General features: G+C 40.4%; 16 protein-coding genes. 8 read left to right on the forward strand and 8 right to left on the reverse strand.

Annotated features, from left to right (window positions below; all coding sequences use genetic code 11):
* The first annotated feature begins 60 nt into the window (after positions 1-60).
* The 4 genes from PR767_RS12915 to dolP all read left to right on the forward strand — a co-directional run bounded on the left by PR767_RS12915 (position 61) and on the right by dolP (position 3468).
* Positions 61-1758 (forward strand): penicillin-binding protein activator, encoded by a 1698-nt coding sequence (locus PR767_RS12915; protein WP_109911690.1) that lies wholly within the window; start codon positions 61-63, stop codon positions 1756-1758.
* 39 nt (positions 1759-1797) lie between these two features.
* Positions 1798-2178, forward strand: a complete 381-nt coding sequence (locus PR767_RS12920) for a YraN family protein (RefSeq protein WP_004908329.1) — start codon at positions 1798-1800, stop codon at positions 2176-2178.
* Positions 2179-2292: 114 nt separating this feature from the next.
* Positions 2293-2883, forward strand: coding sequence for a DnaA initiator-associating protein DiaA (gene diaA, locus PR767_RS12925; protein ID WP_004908326.1), 591 nt, complete (start codon positions 2293-2295; stop codon positions 2881-2883).
* A gap of 9 nt (positions 2884-2892) precedes the next feature.
* Positions 2893-3468, forward strand: coding sequence for a division/outer membrane stress-associated lipid-binding lipoprotein (dolP, locus tag PR767_RS12930; protein WP_109911689.1), 576 nt, complete (start codon positions 2893-2895; stop codon positions 3466-3468).
* 63 nt (positions 3469-3531) lie between these two features.
* Here dolP and mtgA read toward each other — a convergent pair whose 3' ends face one another.
* The 3 genes from mtgA to arcB form a co-directional block, all read right to left on the reverse strand.
* Positions 3532-4254 (reverse strand): monofunctional biosynthetic peptidoglycan transglycosylase, encoded by a 723-nt coding sequence (mtgA, locus tag PR767_RS12935; RefSeq protein ID WP_272520411.1) that lies wholly within the window; start codon positions 4252-4254, stop codon positions 3532-3534.
* Between the two features lie 8 nt (positions 4255-4262).
* Positions 4263-4913: an isoprenoid biosynthesis glyoxalase ElbB gene (elbB, locus tag PR767_RS12940; RefSeq protein WP_272520412.1), complete on the reverse strand. Its 651-nt coding sequence runs from the start codon at positions 4911-4913 to the stop codon at positions 4263-4265.
* Between the two features lie 232 nt (positions 4914-5145).
* Positions 5146-7491 (reverse strand): aerobic respiration two-component sensor histidine kinase ArcB, encoded by a 2346-nt coding sequence (gene arcB / locus PR767_RS12945; RefSeq protein ID WP_004908312.1) that lies wholly within the window; start codon positions 7489-7491, stop codon positions 5146-5148.
* Between the two features lie 300 nt (positions 7492-7791).
* On the opposite strand from arcB, the gene PR767_RS12950 reads away from it, so the two are divergent.
* Positions 7792-9198, forward strand: coding sequence for an FAD-dependent oxidoreductase (locus PR767_RS12950; RefSeq protein ID WP_272520413.1), 1407 nt, complete (start codon positions 7792-7794; stop codon positions 9196-9198).
* A 72-nt stretch (positions 9199-9270) separates the two neighbouring features.
* On the opposite strand, the gene sspB is transcribed toward PR767_RS12950, so the two are convergent.
* From sspB to zapE, 5 genes are all read right to left on the reverse strand, one after another.
* Entirely contained in the window at positions 9271-9762 is a 492-nt protein-coding gene (gene sspB / locus PR767_RS12955; RefSeq protein WP_004908309.1) for a ClpXP protease specificity-enhancing factor, read from the reverse strand.
* A gap of 7 nt (positions 9763-9769) precedes the next feature.
* A complete protein-coding gene (sspA, locus tag PR767_RS12960) occupies positions 9770-10411 on the reverse strand; it encodes a stringent starvation protein SspA (protein ID WP_004908304.1) in 642 nt (213 codons plus the stop codon).
* A 536-nt stretch (positions 10412-10947) separates the two neighbouring features.
* The gene (gene rpsI / locus PR767_RS12965) at positions 10948-11340 is read right to left on the reverse strand and encodes a 30S ribosomal protein S9 (RefSeq protein ID WP_004258235.1); all 393 of its coding nucleotides are present in this window, start codon (positions 11338-11340) and stop codon (positions 10948-10950) included.
* A gap of 14 nt (positions 11341-11354) precedes the next feature.
* A complete protein-coding gene (gene rplM / locus PR767_RS12970) occupies positions 11355-11783 on the reverse strand; it encodes a 50S ribosomal protein L13 (protein ID WP_004258237.1) in 429 nt (142 codons plus the stop codon).
* A gap of 307 nt (positions 11784-12090) precedes the next feature.
* Positions 12091-13221 carry a cell division protein ZapE gene (zapE, locus tag PR767_RS12975; RefSeq protein ID WP_109911685.1) on the reverse strand — a complete coding sequence of 377 codons (1131 nt, stop codon included), beginning with the start codon at positions 13219-13221 and terminating at the stop codon, positions 12091-12093.
* Between the two features lie 355 nt (positions 13222-13576).
* Here zapE and zapG point away from each other — a divergent pair, with 355 nt between their 5' ends.
* The 3 genes from zapG to degS all read left to right on the forward strand — a co-directional run bounded on the left by zapG (position 13577) and on the right by degS (position 16934).
* On the forward strand, positions 13577-13981 hold the full coding sequence (gene zapG / locus PR767_RS12980) for a Z-ring associated protein ZapG (protein ID WP_004908297.1): 405 nt from the start codon (positions 13577-13579) through the stop codon (positions 13979-13981).
* A 378-nt stretch (positions 13982-14359) separates the two neighbouring features.
* The gene (locus tag PR767_RS12985) at positions 14360-15754 is read left to right on the forward strand and encodes a Do family serine endopeptidase (protein ID WP_004908295.1); all 1395 of its coding nucleotides are present in this window, start codon (positions 14360-14362) and stop codon (positions 15752-15754) included.
* 115 nt (positions 15755-15869) lie between these two features.
* Positions 15870-16934, forward strand: a complete 1065-nt coding sequence (gene degS / locus PR767_RS12990) for an outer membrane-stress sensor serine endopeptidase DegS (RefSeq protein ID WP_109911684.1) — start codon at positions 15870-15872, stop codon at positions 16932-16934.
* Positions 16935-16959 lie beyond the last annotated feature (25 nt).

A 16959-nucleotide genomic window follows, 5' to 3' on the forward strand; every position in this document is an offset into this window, starting at 1 on the left:
GTTTCATCCGAATAGCCGGTTTAAAATTAAGCAATTGAAAAATACACCATTGGATACAGTATGCGTCCTTCAATTTTTTTGCATTTGAAAAAAGGGTTAATCTGCACAGCAATGCTGTCCACATTTGCTCTGTCTGGGTGCCAAATTGTCTCGGAATATTTTCCGTCAACCCAAAAAACACCTGAGCAAAGCGCATCTGATGATGCTAGCCGTTACCAAGCAATCATTGATGCAGCACAAGGTAAGCCTTCAATGGAGGCGATACGTGCCTACATTAGCCAAGAACCTTTATTAAAAACAACCACTGAACGCCAAGCTAACATTGATGGGTTATGGCAGATGTTAACACAGTTAACGCCAGAACAAATTCATGGAATTAGTGCCGATGAAAATATTCTCCAAGGCTGGGTCGATCTTTTAGATATTTATCAAAATAACCGAGATGACACAGATGCCTTACTTGCTGGCTACAACGATTGGAAAATGCGTTACTCAAATAACCCTGGAGTGACGACAACACCAACCCTTTTACTGCAAGCGATGATACCTCAAGTGGGTAAAAATCCTAAGATTGCGTTGTTTTTACCCATGAGTGGGCAAGGACAAGTATTCGGCCAGGCGATTATGCAAGGCTTTATGGATGCGCAAAAAGGTCTGCCTCAAGGGTCTCCCTCTCAAGACGCTATAGATCCCCCAAGTAGTGGAAATGATGTCCTCGACCAAATTTATGAACAAGTTGCTGCAACAACAGGTAATACCCCTACTGCTAGCGATAGCGATGTAGTGGCATCCACTTTACGTATCGATGCAGCCCCTGTGAATACCCAAAGCGTCAAGGTGTTTGATACCACTAATAAACAAATGCCTGCGCTTATTGAGCAAGCAAAAAATGAAGGCTTTAACCTGATTGTTGGGCCATTATTAAAAAGTGACGTTCAAGTTATTACCCAAATGGGGGCTCCAGTTAGCGTGCTTGCGCTCAATGAGCTTGATGCGAACCAATTACAGCCTCGACCAAATCTTTGCTATTTTTCATTATCACCAGAAGATGAAGCACAGAATGCGGCCGCTTATATGAAAGCTGAAGGTAAGCAAATGCCATTGGTATTAGTTCCCGCTAATGCTTTCGGCGATAGGATAGCCAAAGCCTTTGCTCAAGGGTGGCAAGAAAAAGGGGGGGGAACCGTTTTAATGCAAACCTTTGGGTCCATCCCTTCACTAAAAGAGTCAATTAATCGTGGTGCAGGTATCCGTATGACAGGAACGCCAGTGAATACCGGAGCACAATCGATAGATTCACAATATGTCGATTCAACCGGTGCGATTGACGGTGTTTATATTGTTGCCACTCGTGATGAGCTCACCTTAATCAAACCAATGATTGAAATGGCGATTAGTTCCCGTTCCCGCCCTGCACTTTATGCAAGCTCTCGCAGTAACCAAGCCGGATCTGGCGCAGACTACCGCTTTGAAATGGATGGCGTTAAATTTAGCGAAATTCCTTTACTCGCAGGTGCAAACAATAACTTACGTAAACAAGCCCAACAAAAGCTGAACAATGATTACTCGTTATTCCGCTTATATGCCATGGGTATTGACGCATGGTCTTTAGCCAACAATTACGACAAGCTTCAACAATCGGGGCAATTTCGTATTAATGGCGCATCTGGAACCTTAAGCACCACACCAAACTGTGTGGTGTTCCGAGAATTACCTTGGTTACAATTTAAACAAGGTAAAGTGGTTTCCGCGCAATAATATTGTTCAATACTTCATCTTTTTTCAGACAAGGACGTCATGAAAATTATGCCAAAAGCCATACAATGGTTAACAGGCCGGTACTATGAAAATCAAGTGCTCGCTTTCCTGAAACAGCAGGGACTAACATTTGTCGAACGTAACGCAAGAAACCGAGGCGGAGAAATCGACCTCATTATGCGAGATAATACAGGTTGGGTATTTGTTGAAGTTCGTTTTCGCAAAAATTGTGATTACGGAGATGCACTTTTATCAGTAAACTGGCGCAAACGTCGAAAGCTATTAGCTGCCGCCAAATTTTGGCTCTCACAAAGGCAAGAAAGTTTTGAAACCAGCGCATGCCGTTTTGATATCTGCGCCATCACTGGAAACCAATTTGATTGGATACAAAATGCATTTAACGAAAATGATGTTTATTAACAAATGTGATAATCAGCTTTATATACTGATCATGCAGTCAACAAAGCTATAATTCAAATATAATAGCGACACAAAAATGATTTGAATTATATCGAGGCGACAAAGGAAAAACTCGTGCTAGACCGAATAAAAGTTTGTTTCACTGAAAGCATCCAAACTCAAATAGCAGCGGCTGAAGCGCTGCCTGATGCCATATCAAGAGCCGCAATGATGATGGTTCAATCTTTACTCAATGGCAACAAAATTCTATGTTGTGGTAACGGTGCTTCCGCCGCTACCGCACAACGTTTTGCTGCGAGTATGATCCATCGCTTTGAAACTGAGCGCCCTAGCTTACCCGCCTTAGCGCTTAATACCGATAATGCCGTGCTAACTGCGATTTCAGGTAGTAAGCAACCTTCTGAAATTTATGCGAAACAAGTTAGAGCATTAGGGCAACATGGTGATGTTTTGATGGCGATTTCAACCCATGGTAATAGTAGTGATATTATTAAGGCCGTTGAAGCTGCGGTGACTAGAGACATGACAATTGTCGCGTTAACAGGTTATGACGGAGGGGAACTCGCTGGCTTACTGGGTCCTCAAGATGTTGAAATCCGCATACCATCCCAACGAAGTGTTCGAATTCAAGAAGTTCATCTTCTTACTGTAAATTGTCTGTGTGACCTTATAGACAATACTCTTTTCCCACATCAGGACGATTAAGGAGACAAAATGCGATTAATACCGATTTTTGCCATAGTCATCAGTACTGTTTTATTACAAGGCTGTATTGGGGCTGCAGTCGTAGGTTCTGCTGCTGTTGCAACGAAAAGTGCCACAGATCCTCGCAGCGTTGGCCAGCAAGTTGACGATGGAACTTTAGAAGCTCGAGTTAGTGGGCAGCTGAATAAAGATAAGGAAATCACAGGTAAGGCTCGTATCATTGCGACCGCTTATAAAGGTAATGTCCTGTTAACTGGCCAAAGTCCTGATATGGCTTGGGCTGAACGAGCAAAACAAATCGCCTCTAACGTTGATGGCACCATCGCAGTCTATAATGAAGTTCGTAGCGGTGAGCCCGTTGATTTGGGTACGGCTTCAAAGGACACTTGGTTAACAACCAAAGTGAAATCGAAAATTCTTGCTAGTGATAGCGTTAAATCTGGTAGTGTAAAAGTCATTACTGAAAACGGTGAGGTTTTCTTGCTAGGTGTTTTAACAAGGCAAGAAGGTGATGCAGCGGCAAAAATTGCTAGTGAAACAGACGGTGTTCGTCGAGTTACGACCGCTTTCACTTATCTTAATTAATCATAAACAATAATATATTGTTATAAAAACAAAAGCCGTGGGTTAAAAACCATGGCTTTTTTCTTATTCATCCACTAATTGGTTTATTTTCAGATAATTCTTACCTCCTAATAAGTGCATTTGATTCAAGATCCAAGCCTGCCTTTTGAGAACATAAGAAGATGGGTTTTTCACGCTATACCTATGAGGATTAGGTAAAACTGCTGCTAATAGTGCTGCTTCATTCATTGAAAGCTTGCTAGCCGGCTTATTAAAGAATTTATTTGCAGCCTCTTCTACACCAAAAACACCATCACCAAACTCAACTATATTAAGGTAAACTGTCAATACTCTTTGCTTTGACCATAAGAGCTCCATAATAGGAGTCATTACTGTCTCCAGCCCCTTTCTTAACCAGCTTCTTCCACCCCATAACCACAAGTTTTTCACTGTTTGCTGCGAGATCGTTGAAGCCCCTCTAATTGTTTGTTTATTACTCAAGTTGTGTTTGTAAGCACGCTCTATTGCATCAAGGTCAAAACCCCAGTGATGAGGAAAATTTTGATCTTCCGCAGCAATTACTGCTAAATAAATATACGGAGAAATGTGATTTTCATCTACCCATTCAGAATGAGATACATAAGAAAAATTTAAGTTTATCCATGCGGTGATTTGTCGTTCAATCATCACTGCAGAAAAAGGCACTGGTATGTATTTAAATAAAACGACTGAACAAATCCACACCACAAGTAATGAAAATGTGATCTTCTTTAACCAGTGCCATAATTTAGAAACAATAGTTCGCATTCAAATAATCACGCCATTTCCAATACTTTCTTAACAAGCTTATTAATACCCGTATTTGCTTCAGAAATTGATTGAGCCAGCATATAAGCAGGTGTTGTAACAACTCGGTTAACTTCATCAATTACAATATCATCAACAGCACATTTAATATGTTTCCCACCCATAAGTTCTATTTGAGCAATCGTTTCACTATCATCACCAATAGTTAGTACTACTGATGTATTTAACATTTTAGGAAGCATCACAGGAGCAATACACATCAGTCCTAGCGGCTTTTTTTGTTGGTGCATTTGGCGTACTAAACTTAATAGTTCTTTATTAATTTCACACTCACTTCCTTTAACGGCGAAATCACATAAATTTTTTGCCACACCAAAACCACCAGGAATTATGAGGGCATCCAGCTTTGAAGCATCAGCTAAGGATAAAGGCGATATTTTTCCACGTGTAATGCGTGCAGACTCTTCCATTTGGTTACGTTTTTCTGATTTTAACTCACCATTAATATGATTAATAACAGTAAATTGAGAATCATCAGGCGCAAAAAAATGAACTTCAGCATTATTTTGGCTCAAAGCTAGCATAGTTAATACTGACTCATGGATCTCACTTCCATCAAAAACACCACAGCCACTTAAAATAACCGCAATTGATTTCATATCTTCCTCCATTTGTAGTAAATTATCTCTCAGGCGCTAAGGTGCACAAACATCAATCTTCATCACAGATTTTAATGAATCTTGTAACAGATTCGCAAAATTTTGGTATCTTGATGTTGCCCTTTACAGTGATATACCTAATTTAGTGATTTGCAAAATACAAAAAAAATATGCAAATCAATGATTTCCCTGGTGTTGGCGCAGTATTCGCGCACCCCAACTTCGGTTGGGGTTATTTTTTTGTACGCTGATCAACCCAGTTTCTCAAAGTTTCTATATCTGCTTTCCAATCCTGTTTTAATTCATCCACCCATTCCTGTACATTGTCCCACCATGCTGGTAAATCAGGAGATTGAATCTGTTGTGCAATTTTCTGTAAGTTCTTTAAGCCAACAGAACCTGCCGCTCCTTTGATTTTATGGGCTTCCTCCACAATGCCTTTTTGGTCTTTAGCCACCATGTTCGAATCAAGAATAGCTAAGTAGCCTGGAAGCATTTTTTCAAAGACATCTAGCCCGTCATAAATAAGCTTAGGGCCAACTAATTCAATATACTGCTCTAGCATATCGCAATCTAATTTGGATTCATCAACACTTGAAGCCTCATGCTTACTCGGTGCTTCTTCAGGTCGCAAGGATTGATCCCCCCAAAATTGTTCAATAACCTGGGTCAGTGCTGGAACTGATAATGGCTTACTCAATACGCCATCCATACCGGCATCAAAGTATTCTTTTTTGTCTTTCAGAACATTTGCAGTTAATGCAATTAATGGTGGTAAATCTTGCTTATCGTACTGCTGTTTGAGTTTCCTAGAAATATCAAGGCCTGTCATATCAGGTAATTGGATATCCAATAACACTAAATCATATTCACCAGGAGCAAACATCTCGAGGGCATCTTTACCATTCATTGCCACATCAACGGTATTACCTAAATTTTCTAATACAGAACAGGCAACAACGACATTCAGTTCGATATCTTCTACGAGTAAAATATGTAATGCAGGCAATGGGTAATCGTCTTCACTCTCTTGCTGTTCAACAACATCACTTTCAACCACAGGCGCTGTAATGGATAAAGTAAAAGTAGAGCCTTGCCCTATTTCACTTTCAACTTGAATATCGCCGCCCATATTTTGTGCTAAACGACGAGATACAGAAAGCCCAATCCCCGTTCCAGTAGCCGGTTTACCGCCAGCAGAATCTGTCACTTGATAATACATTGCAAAGATTTTATCTAGCTCATCCCTAGGGATACCTATGCCACTATCCTGAACCCTGAAAAACAGTTTATTTTCAGCTTCTTGCCAAATACTAAGCTTCACTTCACCTTTTTGCGTAAACTTAACTGCGTTACCAATTAAATTCCACAATATCTGCCGCAAACGGGTCCCATCAGTTAACACCGTTTTTGGTAATGCAGGAGCGACATCCATGACAAATTTAAGCCCTTTCGGCTGCACTAATAACCCACTTAAATTCTCTAAATCATTCACAAATTCAGATAATGTGATTGGTTGGTTATCTAACTGAACCTTGCGACGCTCAATTTTGTCCATCTCTATAATATCATTGAATATATTACCCAATGTAACCGCACTTACATGGATCGTTTTTAAATAGCTAGATTGTTCCGAAGTTAAATCTGTGTCTAATAAAATCCGGCTCAAGCCAACAATGCCGTTAAGGGGTGTACGAAGCTCGTGGCTGATTGTAGAAATAAAGGTGGTTTTCTCCCTACTCGCGTTCTCTAACGCCTCCTGGTAGCGTTTACGTTCCGTTATATCGCGCCCAAAGCCCATCAGACCATGTCGTTTGCCAACTCGATCATAAAAAGGCACTTTACGGAGTTCAAAACAGGCTTTACGGCCGTCTGGATATACCAACCATTGCTCATAGGTAAGAGAAACATTATGACGAAAAACTTTTTCATCGGTTTCCATAACCTTAGAGGCAATTTCAACATCATAAATATCTAACGGAGTTAACCCAACTAAGTGTTTTTCACTTTTTCCAGTCAACAGTTCCATTGCCCGGTTACAACCTGAAAACTCATTATTTTCGTTGCGGTAATAAACCAAGTCAGGTGAGGCATCAAGAAATGAACGAAGTAAAACAGATTGCTGCTCAAGTTCAATTTGTGTTTGCTCACGATATTTCATTTCTTGCTTTAATTGTTCAAGGAGCTCTAAATGAGCACGCTCAGCCTTTTCTCGCTCTTGAATTTCAAGGTTAAGCTGTTCAATATTTCCCTGTAATTGAGTGTTTAAATCAGCATCACGCTTTCTCATAACTTCAAGTTTATCAACCATTCGCGATAAACGCTGCCGAGATTCCTCAAGTTGCTCAACCACCACGGACAAAAAATAAACGGCTAACGGAGTGATGATTAACCCAAAGAAAATTGACCCGACCATATCGAGGCTATCAACATGCCCTCTTAAAAAAATTGTCACTGCCATTTGCATTATCATGGCGAGAACAACCAGTGCCGATGCGAGTAATAGGGAAAAACGCACTAACCCGAGCTTCATCATTAAATCGACATAGTATTGCGCAAGGCCGCGAAGTACTTTCATAACCACCCCTTAGTTAAATTCTCTTTGAATCATATATCAAACAAGGCAGTTTCGGATGATTATTCACTCGAAATGTCGATCCCGCTCATTCAATAGCCATTTTTTACTATTAATGATAAAAAACAATCAGGTATTTTCTTTGTGTTAGATAAAGTAAAAATTTACCTTGGATAGTTTTTAATCATAATTACATAAAAATCAAAATAATAACGCTATTGTTCCTTGGGCAAGACCGCTAAAATCAAAGAAAAAGCCCCTGCTATCTCAAGTAAAATCAGACAAAATTCAGTAAGGAATGCCATGAATTCAAATATTTTCGGTTCCCAACGTCGCGAGCCGCCCAAAAAAGCGCTGGCAATCCGCAAAATAGCGTTTACTGAAATCTATGCGCCCGATAATGCCGTCGATGCACAACAGCAAGCGAGCCGCTGTCTATCTTGTGGTAGCCCATTTTGTGAATGGAGGTGCCCACTACATAATCCAATATCAAAGTGGCTCAGGCTTGCTGCTGAAGGAAAAATTATCGAAGCTGCTGAATTATCTCATCATACCAATAGTTTACCTGAAATTTGTGGGCGTGTTTGCCCACAAGAAAAACTGTGCGAATTAGCATGTGTACTTAATGATACAACTGGTTCTATCACTATCGGTCATATTGAGCGGTATATTAATGATGCTGCTTTTGCGATGGGGTGGCGCCCAAACCTTTCCCATATTAGCCCCGTTAACAAACGTGTCGCCATTGTTGGCGCAGGCCCGGCGGGTCTTTCTTGCGCCGATGTGCTTATTCGTAATGGTGTAAATGTCGTCGTTTTTGATAAGCACCCTGAAATAGGTGGGCTACTAACCTTTGGTATTCCGTCATTTAAGCTAGAAAAGGAACTGATGATCCAACGACGGGAAATATTTACAGAAATGGGCATTCAATTTCAATTAAATACCGAGGTAGGTATAGATGTCTCTCTAGATGAGCTTCTTTGCAGTTATGACGCCATTTTTATTGGTACAGGTACTTACCAAGCAATTCGAGGCAACTTACCTAAAAAATCGATTCAGGGCGTTTTTGAAGCACTTCCCTATCTAATCGCAAATACACGCCATTTAATGCAACTTCCCATCTCTAAAAACGAACCCTATGTTAATTTACACTCAAAAAGAGTTATCGTATTAGGAGGTGGAGATACCGCGATGGATTGTGTACGTACCGCTATTCGTCAAGGCGCAAAGCAGGTTAGCTGTCTCTATCGTAGAGATGAACAAAGTATGCCAGCCTCACAAAAAGAAGTCGCCAATGCGTTAGAAGAAGGCACTCAGTTCCATTTTAATATACAAGTCACTGAATTTGTCGTTAATGAGCAGCAACAACTTATAGGCGTTTATGCCACTCGTACACAAAATGGCGAATTAGAAAATGGTCGTTATCAAGTAGAACCACTTGAAGATTCAACCTTTTTTATCGAAACCGACACCATAATTGTCGCTTATGGATTTGCCCCTCATAACCAAACTTGGTTAGAAAAACCGTTAATTAAGCGTGATAAGTATGGTCATATTTTAGCAAACCGTAATAGCCGATTTCCGTTTCAAACTTCTCAAGAAAAAGTATTTGCCGGAGGGGATATAATCAGAGGCTCAGATCTTGTTGTGACTGCTGTTGCTGATGGGCGTAATGCTGCCGAAGGTATTTTATTATTTCTAGAAGTTTAATTTCTTATTGATATAAAAAAACAGAGGGTTTTGCCCTCTGTTGATTAATATACTGTTAACCTGACCAATGGATTATTTGACAATCCTTAATGAAGGCCGACCTTTTGGTGGCCGCGGTGGCTCATCATCTGATGGCTCATGTGAATTTTCATCCACAGATTCAGCTTCATGAACTAAAGCAATGTTGTCTTCAAGCTCTTCAACTTGTTCAAAACCTGCTGATAACTCTGCATCATACGCAGCTTCAGGCTCAAACATCATTCCAGCCCCATTTTCACGTGCATATACCGCCATAATTGCGGCCATTGGGACATAAACTTGGCGAGGTATTCCACCAAAGCGAGCATTAAAACGCACTTCTTCATTGGTTATTTCAAAATTACCAACAGCTCTTGGCGCAACATTCAATACAATTTGCCCATCACGAGCAAATTCCATAGGAACGTTAACAGCAGGAACGGTGACATCAACCACCAAATGCGGAGTCATATCGTTATCGAGCAACCATTCATAGTGAGCGCGTAACAAATAAGGGCGACGTGGTGACATTGCTGTCATTTCCATCATTCTTTTAGCCTCTTGTAGACAAACGCATTTCGCGCTCAGATTCAGTCAACGATGCTAAAAATGCGTCACGTGCAAATACACGTTGCATATACAACTGCAAGTATTTGCTACTAGATGGGTTCAATTCAATACCAAGTACAGGTAAACGCCATAGTAACGGCGCTAAATAGCAATCTACGAGACTAAATTCTTCGCTCATGAAGAATTCCATTTCAGCAAAAACAGGTGAAACCGCGATCAGCTCTTCAGATAGTTGACGGCGGGCATTTGCTGCCTCTTGCGCACTACCGTTCTCTATTTTGCTCATTAATGAATACCAATCGCTTTGAATACGGTGCATCAATTGACGACTCGTCCCACGTGCAACTGGGTAAACAGGCATTAATGGTGGATGAGGAAAACGCTCATCAAGATATTCCATGATAATGTGTGGGTCATAGAGAGTCAGGTCACGATCGACTAATGTTGGAACACTCTGGTATGGGTTGAGATCGATCAGATCTTGAGGCAGATGACCGGGTTCAACATGTTCAATTTCAACACTTACCCCTTTTTCAGCCAGAACAATCCGTACCTGATGGCTAAAAATGTCAGTAGGGCCAGAGAACAATGTCATTACCGAGCGTTTATTAGGAGCGACAGCCATTAAAACCTCCAAAATACAAAATGGACGAAATGTAATTAATTTTTAATTACCCATTACCCATTTTAAAATCCCCTGTGTTTAACTTTCATTTATCCATATTGGAAGTCAACACAACCCTCCCGCACAGTAAAGGCGAGAAATGCGAAATAAAAAAACAGGGGCGTATTCTAACAGATTTTGTACAACTTAGGGGGGCTACATCGAAAAAATCATAGATTTATTTCATTTTAAGGATAAAATAGTAAAAAATTTAGAGTTATGACAATATAAAAACAAAAAATACAGAATAAAAACCTTAAAGTTAACTCTATAGTTTGGACTATGTTTAATTAAAGTATCTCAGTATCGCTCACTAGTGATTATTTTAGACTAAATTATGATGTTTAACTTTAGATTATATTCGTTCTTTTATAAAGAGTCATAATTAGACACTGTTACCTGTCATAAATAATAAAAATGTAAGTAAAACAATAGGCAATAAAAAACCCGCCATAAGACGGGTTTTTTCATCAATTTTATACCCAAAGGGTAATAAATTAACGTTTGGAGAACTGTGGACGACGACGTGCTTTGCGCAGACCCACTTTTTTACGTTCAACAGAACGCGCATCACGGGTAACGAAACCAGCTTTACGCAGATCAGAACGAAGAGTCTCATCATAAGCCATCAGTGCACGTGTAATACCGTGACGGATTGCGCCTGCCTGACCTGAAATACCACCACCTTTAACAGTGATGTACAGATCCAGTTTTTCCAACATTTCAACCAATTCTAACGGCTGACGAACTACCATGCGCGCAGTTTCGCGACCAAAGTATTGTTCCAGTGTACGTTGATTGATTGTGATGTTACCGCTACCCGGCTTAATAAAGACACGAGCAGATGAGCTTTTGCGGCGACCAGTGCCGTAGTATTGATTTTCAGCCATTGCTATAATCCCGATTAAATGTCAAGAACTTGCGGTTGTTGAGCCGCGTGGTTGTGCTCATTACCTGCGTAAACTTTCAGTTTACGGTACATTGCACGACCCAGAGGTCCTTTTGGCAACATGCCTTTAACCGCGATTTCAAGCACACGCTCAGGACTGCGAGCAATCATTTCTTCGAAAGTTGCTTGCTTGATTCCACCTACATGGCCAGTATGGCGATAGTAGATTTTGTCTTCGCGTTTATTGCCGGTAACAGCAATTTTTTCTGCATTCAGAACGATGATGTAATCACCAGTATCCACGTGCGGAGTATATTCCGCTTTATGCTTACCGCGCAGACGGCTAGCAATTTCAGTTGCAAGACGGCCTAAAGTTTTGCCATCTGCATCAACAACGTACCAGTCGCGTTTTACGGTCTCTGGTTTAGCTGTAAAAGTTTTCATTAAAACTTACCCAATATTGAAGTTACACGTTGGTGAACACTCATGTTCATAAGCTTTCTGAGGTTCACACGACTCTTTGTCCAGTAAACCTACCCCTTCGAGCAGCCTAACTGGCATTAATGCGTTATTTTTTGGGAAATAAAAAACAACGCTGTAACGTGGGGTCGCAAGATTATAGAGAAGTCAGAAACAAAAATCGACCCCAAATGCATTTTTTTTACGTTTGCTCAAATAAACATCGCATCTTGTATTTAAATTATGCGATTTAGATGATTTGTTCGCTAACAACTCGGTTTTATCGTTAACCTTAAGTTAAATGCGGTATTTTCAGGTACTCTTCACTTTGCATTTCTTGCAATCGAGATAAGCAACGTTGGTATTCGAATGCTAACAATTGCCCCTGATACAGCGATTCCATTGGCACTTCAGCGTTAATCACTAATTTAACTTTTCGTTCGTAAAACTCATCAATTAACGCTAAAAACCGCCGAGCCGGGTTTTCATCGTTGGTTCCCATCACAGGTACATCGTACAGTAAGACGGTGTGATAACAGTTGGACAGGTAAATATAGTCATTTTGACTACGAGGCTCCTCACACAATACTTTGAAGCCTATCGCAAGAACACCTTCTGCAGCACGGATAACGGGCATTTTTCGGTGGTTAACCTCTAAAACAGGGTTCACCTCACCTTCTTTTCCTGCCAATTTTACAAACACCTCATCAAGATGTTGTCGGTTTTCATGGTTAATTGGCGATAAAAATAAATGTGCTTGCGTTAAAGTTCTTAAACGGTAATCAATACCTGCATCGACATTCATCACATCACAGTATTTTTTAATTTGCTCAATCGCAGGTAAAAAACGTGCCCGCTGCAAGCCATTTCGATAAAGATTATCAGGGATGATATTTGAAGTGGCGACAAGAGTGATGCCCCGAGCAAAGAGCCCTTCTAGTAAAGTGCCTAGGATCATAGCGTCTGTAATATCTGACACAAAAAATTCATCAAAACACAAGACATCTGTTTGTTTTTTAAACTCATCCGCAATGATATCTAGTGGGTTCTCTTGCCCTTGCAGTGCCATCAAATCTTCTTGTACTTTTTTCATAAAGCGATGAAAATGTAAGCGAAGTTTACGCGTACCCGGTAAACTTTCATAAAACATATCCATTAGCCACGTCTTTCCACGCCCCACCCCGCCCCACATATATAGCCCTTGTATGGGGACAACCGGTACTGTTGACGTTTTACCTAGAAGGCGGTTAAAGCGCTGCTTTAAACCTGAAGGCTTATCTTGTAAAGTGGAAGAGGTTGCATTAACAAGCTGCTGATATATTTTATCTAGGCGTTCTACAGCGAGCTTTTGTACGTCATCTGGCTGATAGTTTCCATCAGCTAGCGCTTGTTGATAACGCATTGTAGGGGTCATCGGCGACATTAACTGAATAATCCTTAAAAATTTTTCGGTTTTTTTACCGTTATTTGATATACACTGCCTTTATTATAACCAGATTCAGTTATCATTTAACTTTCGGTTAACGAGCCGCTATAGAGTAAGGAAATTCGATTTAAGATTCCACTCTTAATATCTTAATAAGTTGTTGACTATTTTAGCCTGTCTAATTCAAAGCTTGTCGATTTTGTCATCACTTAACTAGTCAAATTACAATATGTTAAGACGCTTTACTTGACGCTTACATGCAACTTGAATTATTTAAGGTATAGTAACGGTAACAACACTACGTTTCTGCGAACATTGAATCTGTGAACATTGAAGTAATGAAGGAGTCAGCATGACCTGGGAGTATGCATTAATCGGATTGATTGTGGGTTTTATCATCGGTGCATTAGTTGTGCGCTATGGCAACCCAAAGCTTCGCCAGCAAAAAACAGCGCAGGCTGAGCTAGACAAAAAAAGTACTGAACTTGAAGAGTACCGTAAAGAGCTTGTGAGCCATTTTGCTCGTAGCGCAGAATTATTGGATAAAATGGCGCGTGATTACCGTCAGCTTTATCAACACATGGCACAAAGTTCGTCTGAATTAATGCCTGATATGCCAGCGCAAGACAACCCATTTAACTATCGTTTAACCGAATCTGAAGCAGATAACGATCAAGCGCCAGTTAAAATGCCACCAAGAGATTACTCAGATGGTGCATCGGGTCTTTTCAGGCCTATCGAAGAGAAAGAGAAGTAAGTTTTTATCTTTTATCACCAGTAAGCACCACTTACTGGTGATTTTCTACCAAATGCACTAAATTTAGTCGCTTTCCGTGTATCTTTCATGATTAAATTTTTATTTAATAATTCTGAACAAGATTTCCATCCAAATATAAATTAATAATTTATTTACCTACTGTATAGAAGTTATGGTTTCACTTAAGTTGCATGTAAATAGATGTAAAAGAGTGGATATTCGCTACCCGTAAGGGGAACTTTTGCGCATAATCGGTAGTCATAGTCATCAGTAAAATTGAATCTGATACCAACCAATATTATCTCAACGCATTGTGTTTCTTCTAAAATTGTATCTACAATGAGTTGATAATTTATTCTTAAGAGAATCGACTAAATTATGAAAAGAAAAAACTTTTTTCTTACCGCGGTAGCAATGAGTTTAGGTTTATCTTTAGCGGCTATCCCTGCCGTAAGTAGCGCAGCATTACCTGCAACTTTACCTGCAACAGCACAAAGCCAGAACATGCCTAGCTTAGCTCCAATGCTTGAAAAAGTATTGCCTGCTGTAGTTAATATTCACGTGTCAGGTACGCGCGTACAAAACCAACAAATTCCAGAAGAACTTAAATTCTTTTTTGGCCCAAATGTACCACAACAGCAACAAAGCGTACGCCCATTTGAAGGCTTAGGTTCGGGGGTCATTATTGATGCTCAGCAAGGTTATATTTTAACCAATAACCATGTTATTGATGGCGCTGACAAAATTCAAATTCAATTAAATGATGGCCGTGAAATTGCCGTTAACTTAATTGGTAAAGACCCGCAAACAGATATCGCGTTATTGAAAATCAGTAATGCAAAAGATATCAAAAACTTAACAGCTGTTAGTATTGCAGACTCCGACAAATTACGTGTGGGTGATTTTGCGGTTGCCGTCGGTAACCCATTTGGTTTAGGGCAAACAGCGACATCAGGCATTATCTCCGCATTAGGCCGTAGCGGTTTGAACCTTGAAGGTCTAGAAAACTTTATCCAGACCGATGCTTCCATTAACCGTGGTAACTCTGGTGGCGCACTCGTTAACCTAAACGGTGAATTAATCGGTATCAATACCGCAATCTTAGCACCTGGCGGCGGTAATATCGGTATCGGCTTCGCGATCCCAAGTAATATGGCTAAAAACCTTAGCGAGCAGTTAATTAAGCATGGTGAAGTAAAACGCGGGATCTTAGGTATCAAAGGTACTGAAATGAACTCCGATATCGCTAAAGCATTCAATATTGATGCACAGCGTGGCGCTTTCGTGAGCGAAGTTTTACCTAAATCATCCGCAGCTAAAGCAGGCATTAAATCCGGTGACGTTTTAGTCTCTGTTGATGGTAAACGTATTAATAGCTTTGCAGAGTTAAGAGCTAAAATCGGTACTAGCCAAATTGGTAAAGAAATTACTATTGGCTTGATTCGCTCAGGTAAACCAATGGAAGTCAAAGTGGTTCTCGAGAACGACGAAGGCTCTGCAACTAAAGCCGAAAAATTGAGTGAATCTTTATTAGGTGCAACGATTTCGAATGCAACGGTAAGCAACACCAAAGGTGTTCAAGTTGATAGCGTCGCGCCTAAATCACCGGCGGCTGCCATTGGCCTAGTAAAAGGCGATTTAATCTTTGGTGTCAATGACGCTCGTGTTGAGACGATTGAACAATTCCGTAAGATTATCGATGCTAAACCTCCGGTATTAGCCATGAAAGTATTGCGTGATGGTGAAACCTTATATTTACTGATGAGAAATTAATTCATCAAAAACCATCTGAAAACCAATAAAACAGGTACAGTATCACTCTGCTGTACCTGTTTTTTTATGTTATGCTCTGAACATGTTTAAGCAATAACTAAATATTCTATATCCTATGGTGAAGAAGCTAACTTTATCTGTCATGCTTGGCCTGTTGACTGCATTGATTATTATCGTTGCGGTTCCTTCTTTGCGCCCTCAAGGTTTAGCCGACTTATTATATGGTAAAACAAATAGTGAGCCCGTCAGTTATAATAAAGCGGTACGTCGTGCTGCACCTGCAGTGGTCTATGTTTATAGCAGTTCAAAAGGCAGTTTTTCTCAATCAGGACGTGAATTAAAATCCCTCGGTTCAGGTGTGATCATGAGCCAAAATGGCTACATCATCACGAATAAACATGTGGTTGATAACCCAGACCAAATTTTAGTGGCTTTACAAGATGGTGCTATTTTTGATGCCCTCCTAGTTGGCTCAGACCCATTGACTGACCTCGCCGTATTGAAAATTGATGCCGATAACTTACCTGTTATTCCAATTAATACGCAACGAGTCACTCATGTTGGTGATGTCGTACTGGCAATTGGAAATCCTTATAACATAGGTCAAACCGTTACTCAGGGGATTATCAGTGCGACAGGTCGTGTTGGGTTAAGCTCTACTCGCCGACAAAACTTTCTTCAAACCGACGCCTCAATCAACTCAGGTAACTCTGGCGGAGCATTAATTAATACCGAAGGTGAGTTAGTAGGCATCAACACGCTTTCTTTCACTGCAGGTCAAGGCATTAGTTCTGAAGGGCTAAGCTTTGCTATTCCTACCGCACTAGCCACCAAAATCATGGATAAGCTAATTCGTGATGGCCGAGTGATCCGCGGTTATATTGGTATTACCGCACGCGAATTGCCTCAAATTAGGTCAAATAACAATAATATCAATCAAATACAAGGCTTACGGGTTTTCCAAGTTGCCCCAAATGGGCCAGCGGCTAAGGCTGGTATACTGCAAGGGGATATTATTTTATCGGTTGATGGTAAACCGGCTATTTCAGCCGCGGAAACTATGGATTTAGTTGCAGAAATCCGTCCCGGAAGTAAAACGGCAGTACAAATTTTACGAGATGGCGAAATTAAAAATATTGATGTGATTATCGAAGAAATTCCTGAAGAACAGGCTGGGTAATCATTAGAAATACATTTGCATAAAA

The organism is Providencia sp. PROV223 (assembly GCF_028479245.1).
Taxonomy (GTDB): Bacteria; Pseudomonadota; Gammaproteobacteria; order Enterobacterales; family Enterobacteriaceae; genus Providencia; species Providencia rettgeri.

Coding starts and splice junctions, on each gene's coding strand:
- PR767_RS12950 (WP_272520413.1), top strand. CDS start 7,792: ATGAATTCAAATATTTTCGGTTCCCAACGTCGCGAGCCGCCCAAAAAA.
- degS (WP_109911684.1), top strand. CDS start 15,870: ATGGTGAAGAAGCTAACTTTATCTGTCATGCTTGGCCTGTTGACTGCA.
- rplM (WP_004258237.1), bottom strand. CDS start 11,783: ATGAAAACTTTTACAGCTAAACCAGAGACCGTAAAACGCGACTGGTAC.
- arcB (WP_004908312.1), bottom strand. CDS start 7,491: ATGAAAGTACTTCGCGGCCTTGCGCAATACTATGTCGATTTAATGATG.
- PR767_RS12920 (WP_004908329.1), top strand. CDS start 1,798: ATGAAAATTATGCCAAAAGCCATACAATGGTTAACAGGCCGGTACTAT.
- dolP (WP_109911689.1), top strand. CDS start 2,893: ATGCGATTAATACCGATTTTTGCCATAGTCATCAGTACTGTTTTATTA.
- sspB (WP_004908309.1), bottom strand. CDS start 9,762: ATGGAAATGACAGCAATGTCACCACGTCGCCCTTATTTGTTACGCGCT.
- rpsI (WP_004258235.1), bottom strand. CDS start 11,340: ATGGCTGAAAATCAATACTACGGCACTGGTCGCCGCAAAAGCTCATCT.
- PR767_RS12985 (WP_004908295.1), top strand. CDS start 14,360: ATGAAAAGAAAAAACTTTTTTCTTACCGCGGTAGCAATGAGTTTAGGT.
- zapE (WP_109911685.1), bottom strand. CDS start 13,221: ATGTCGCCGATGACCCCTACAATGCGTTATCAACAAGCGCTAGCTGAT.
- mtgA (WP_272520411.1), bottom strand. CDS start 4,254: ATGCGAACTATTGTTTCTAAATTATGGCACTGGTTAAAGAAGATCACA.
- PR767_RS12915 (WP_109911690.1), top strand. CDS start 61: ATGCGTCCTTCAATTTTTTTGCATTTGAAAAAAGGGTTAATCTGCACA.
- elbB (WP_272520412.1), bottom strand. CDS start 4,913: ATGAAATCAATTGCGGTTATTTTAAGTGGCTGTGGTGTTTTTGATGGA.
- sspA (WP_004908304.1), bottom strand. CDS start 10,411: ATGGCTGTCGCTCCTAATAAACGCTCGGTAATGACATTGTTCTCTGGC.
- zapG (WP_004908297.1), top strand. CDS start 13,577: ATGACCTGGGAGTATGCATTAATCGGATTGATTGTGGGTTTTATCATC.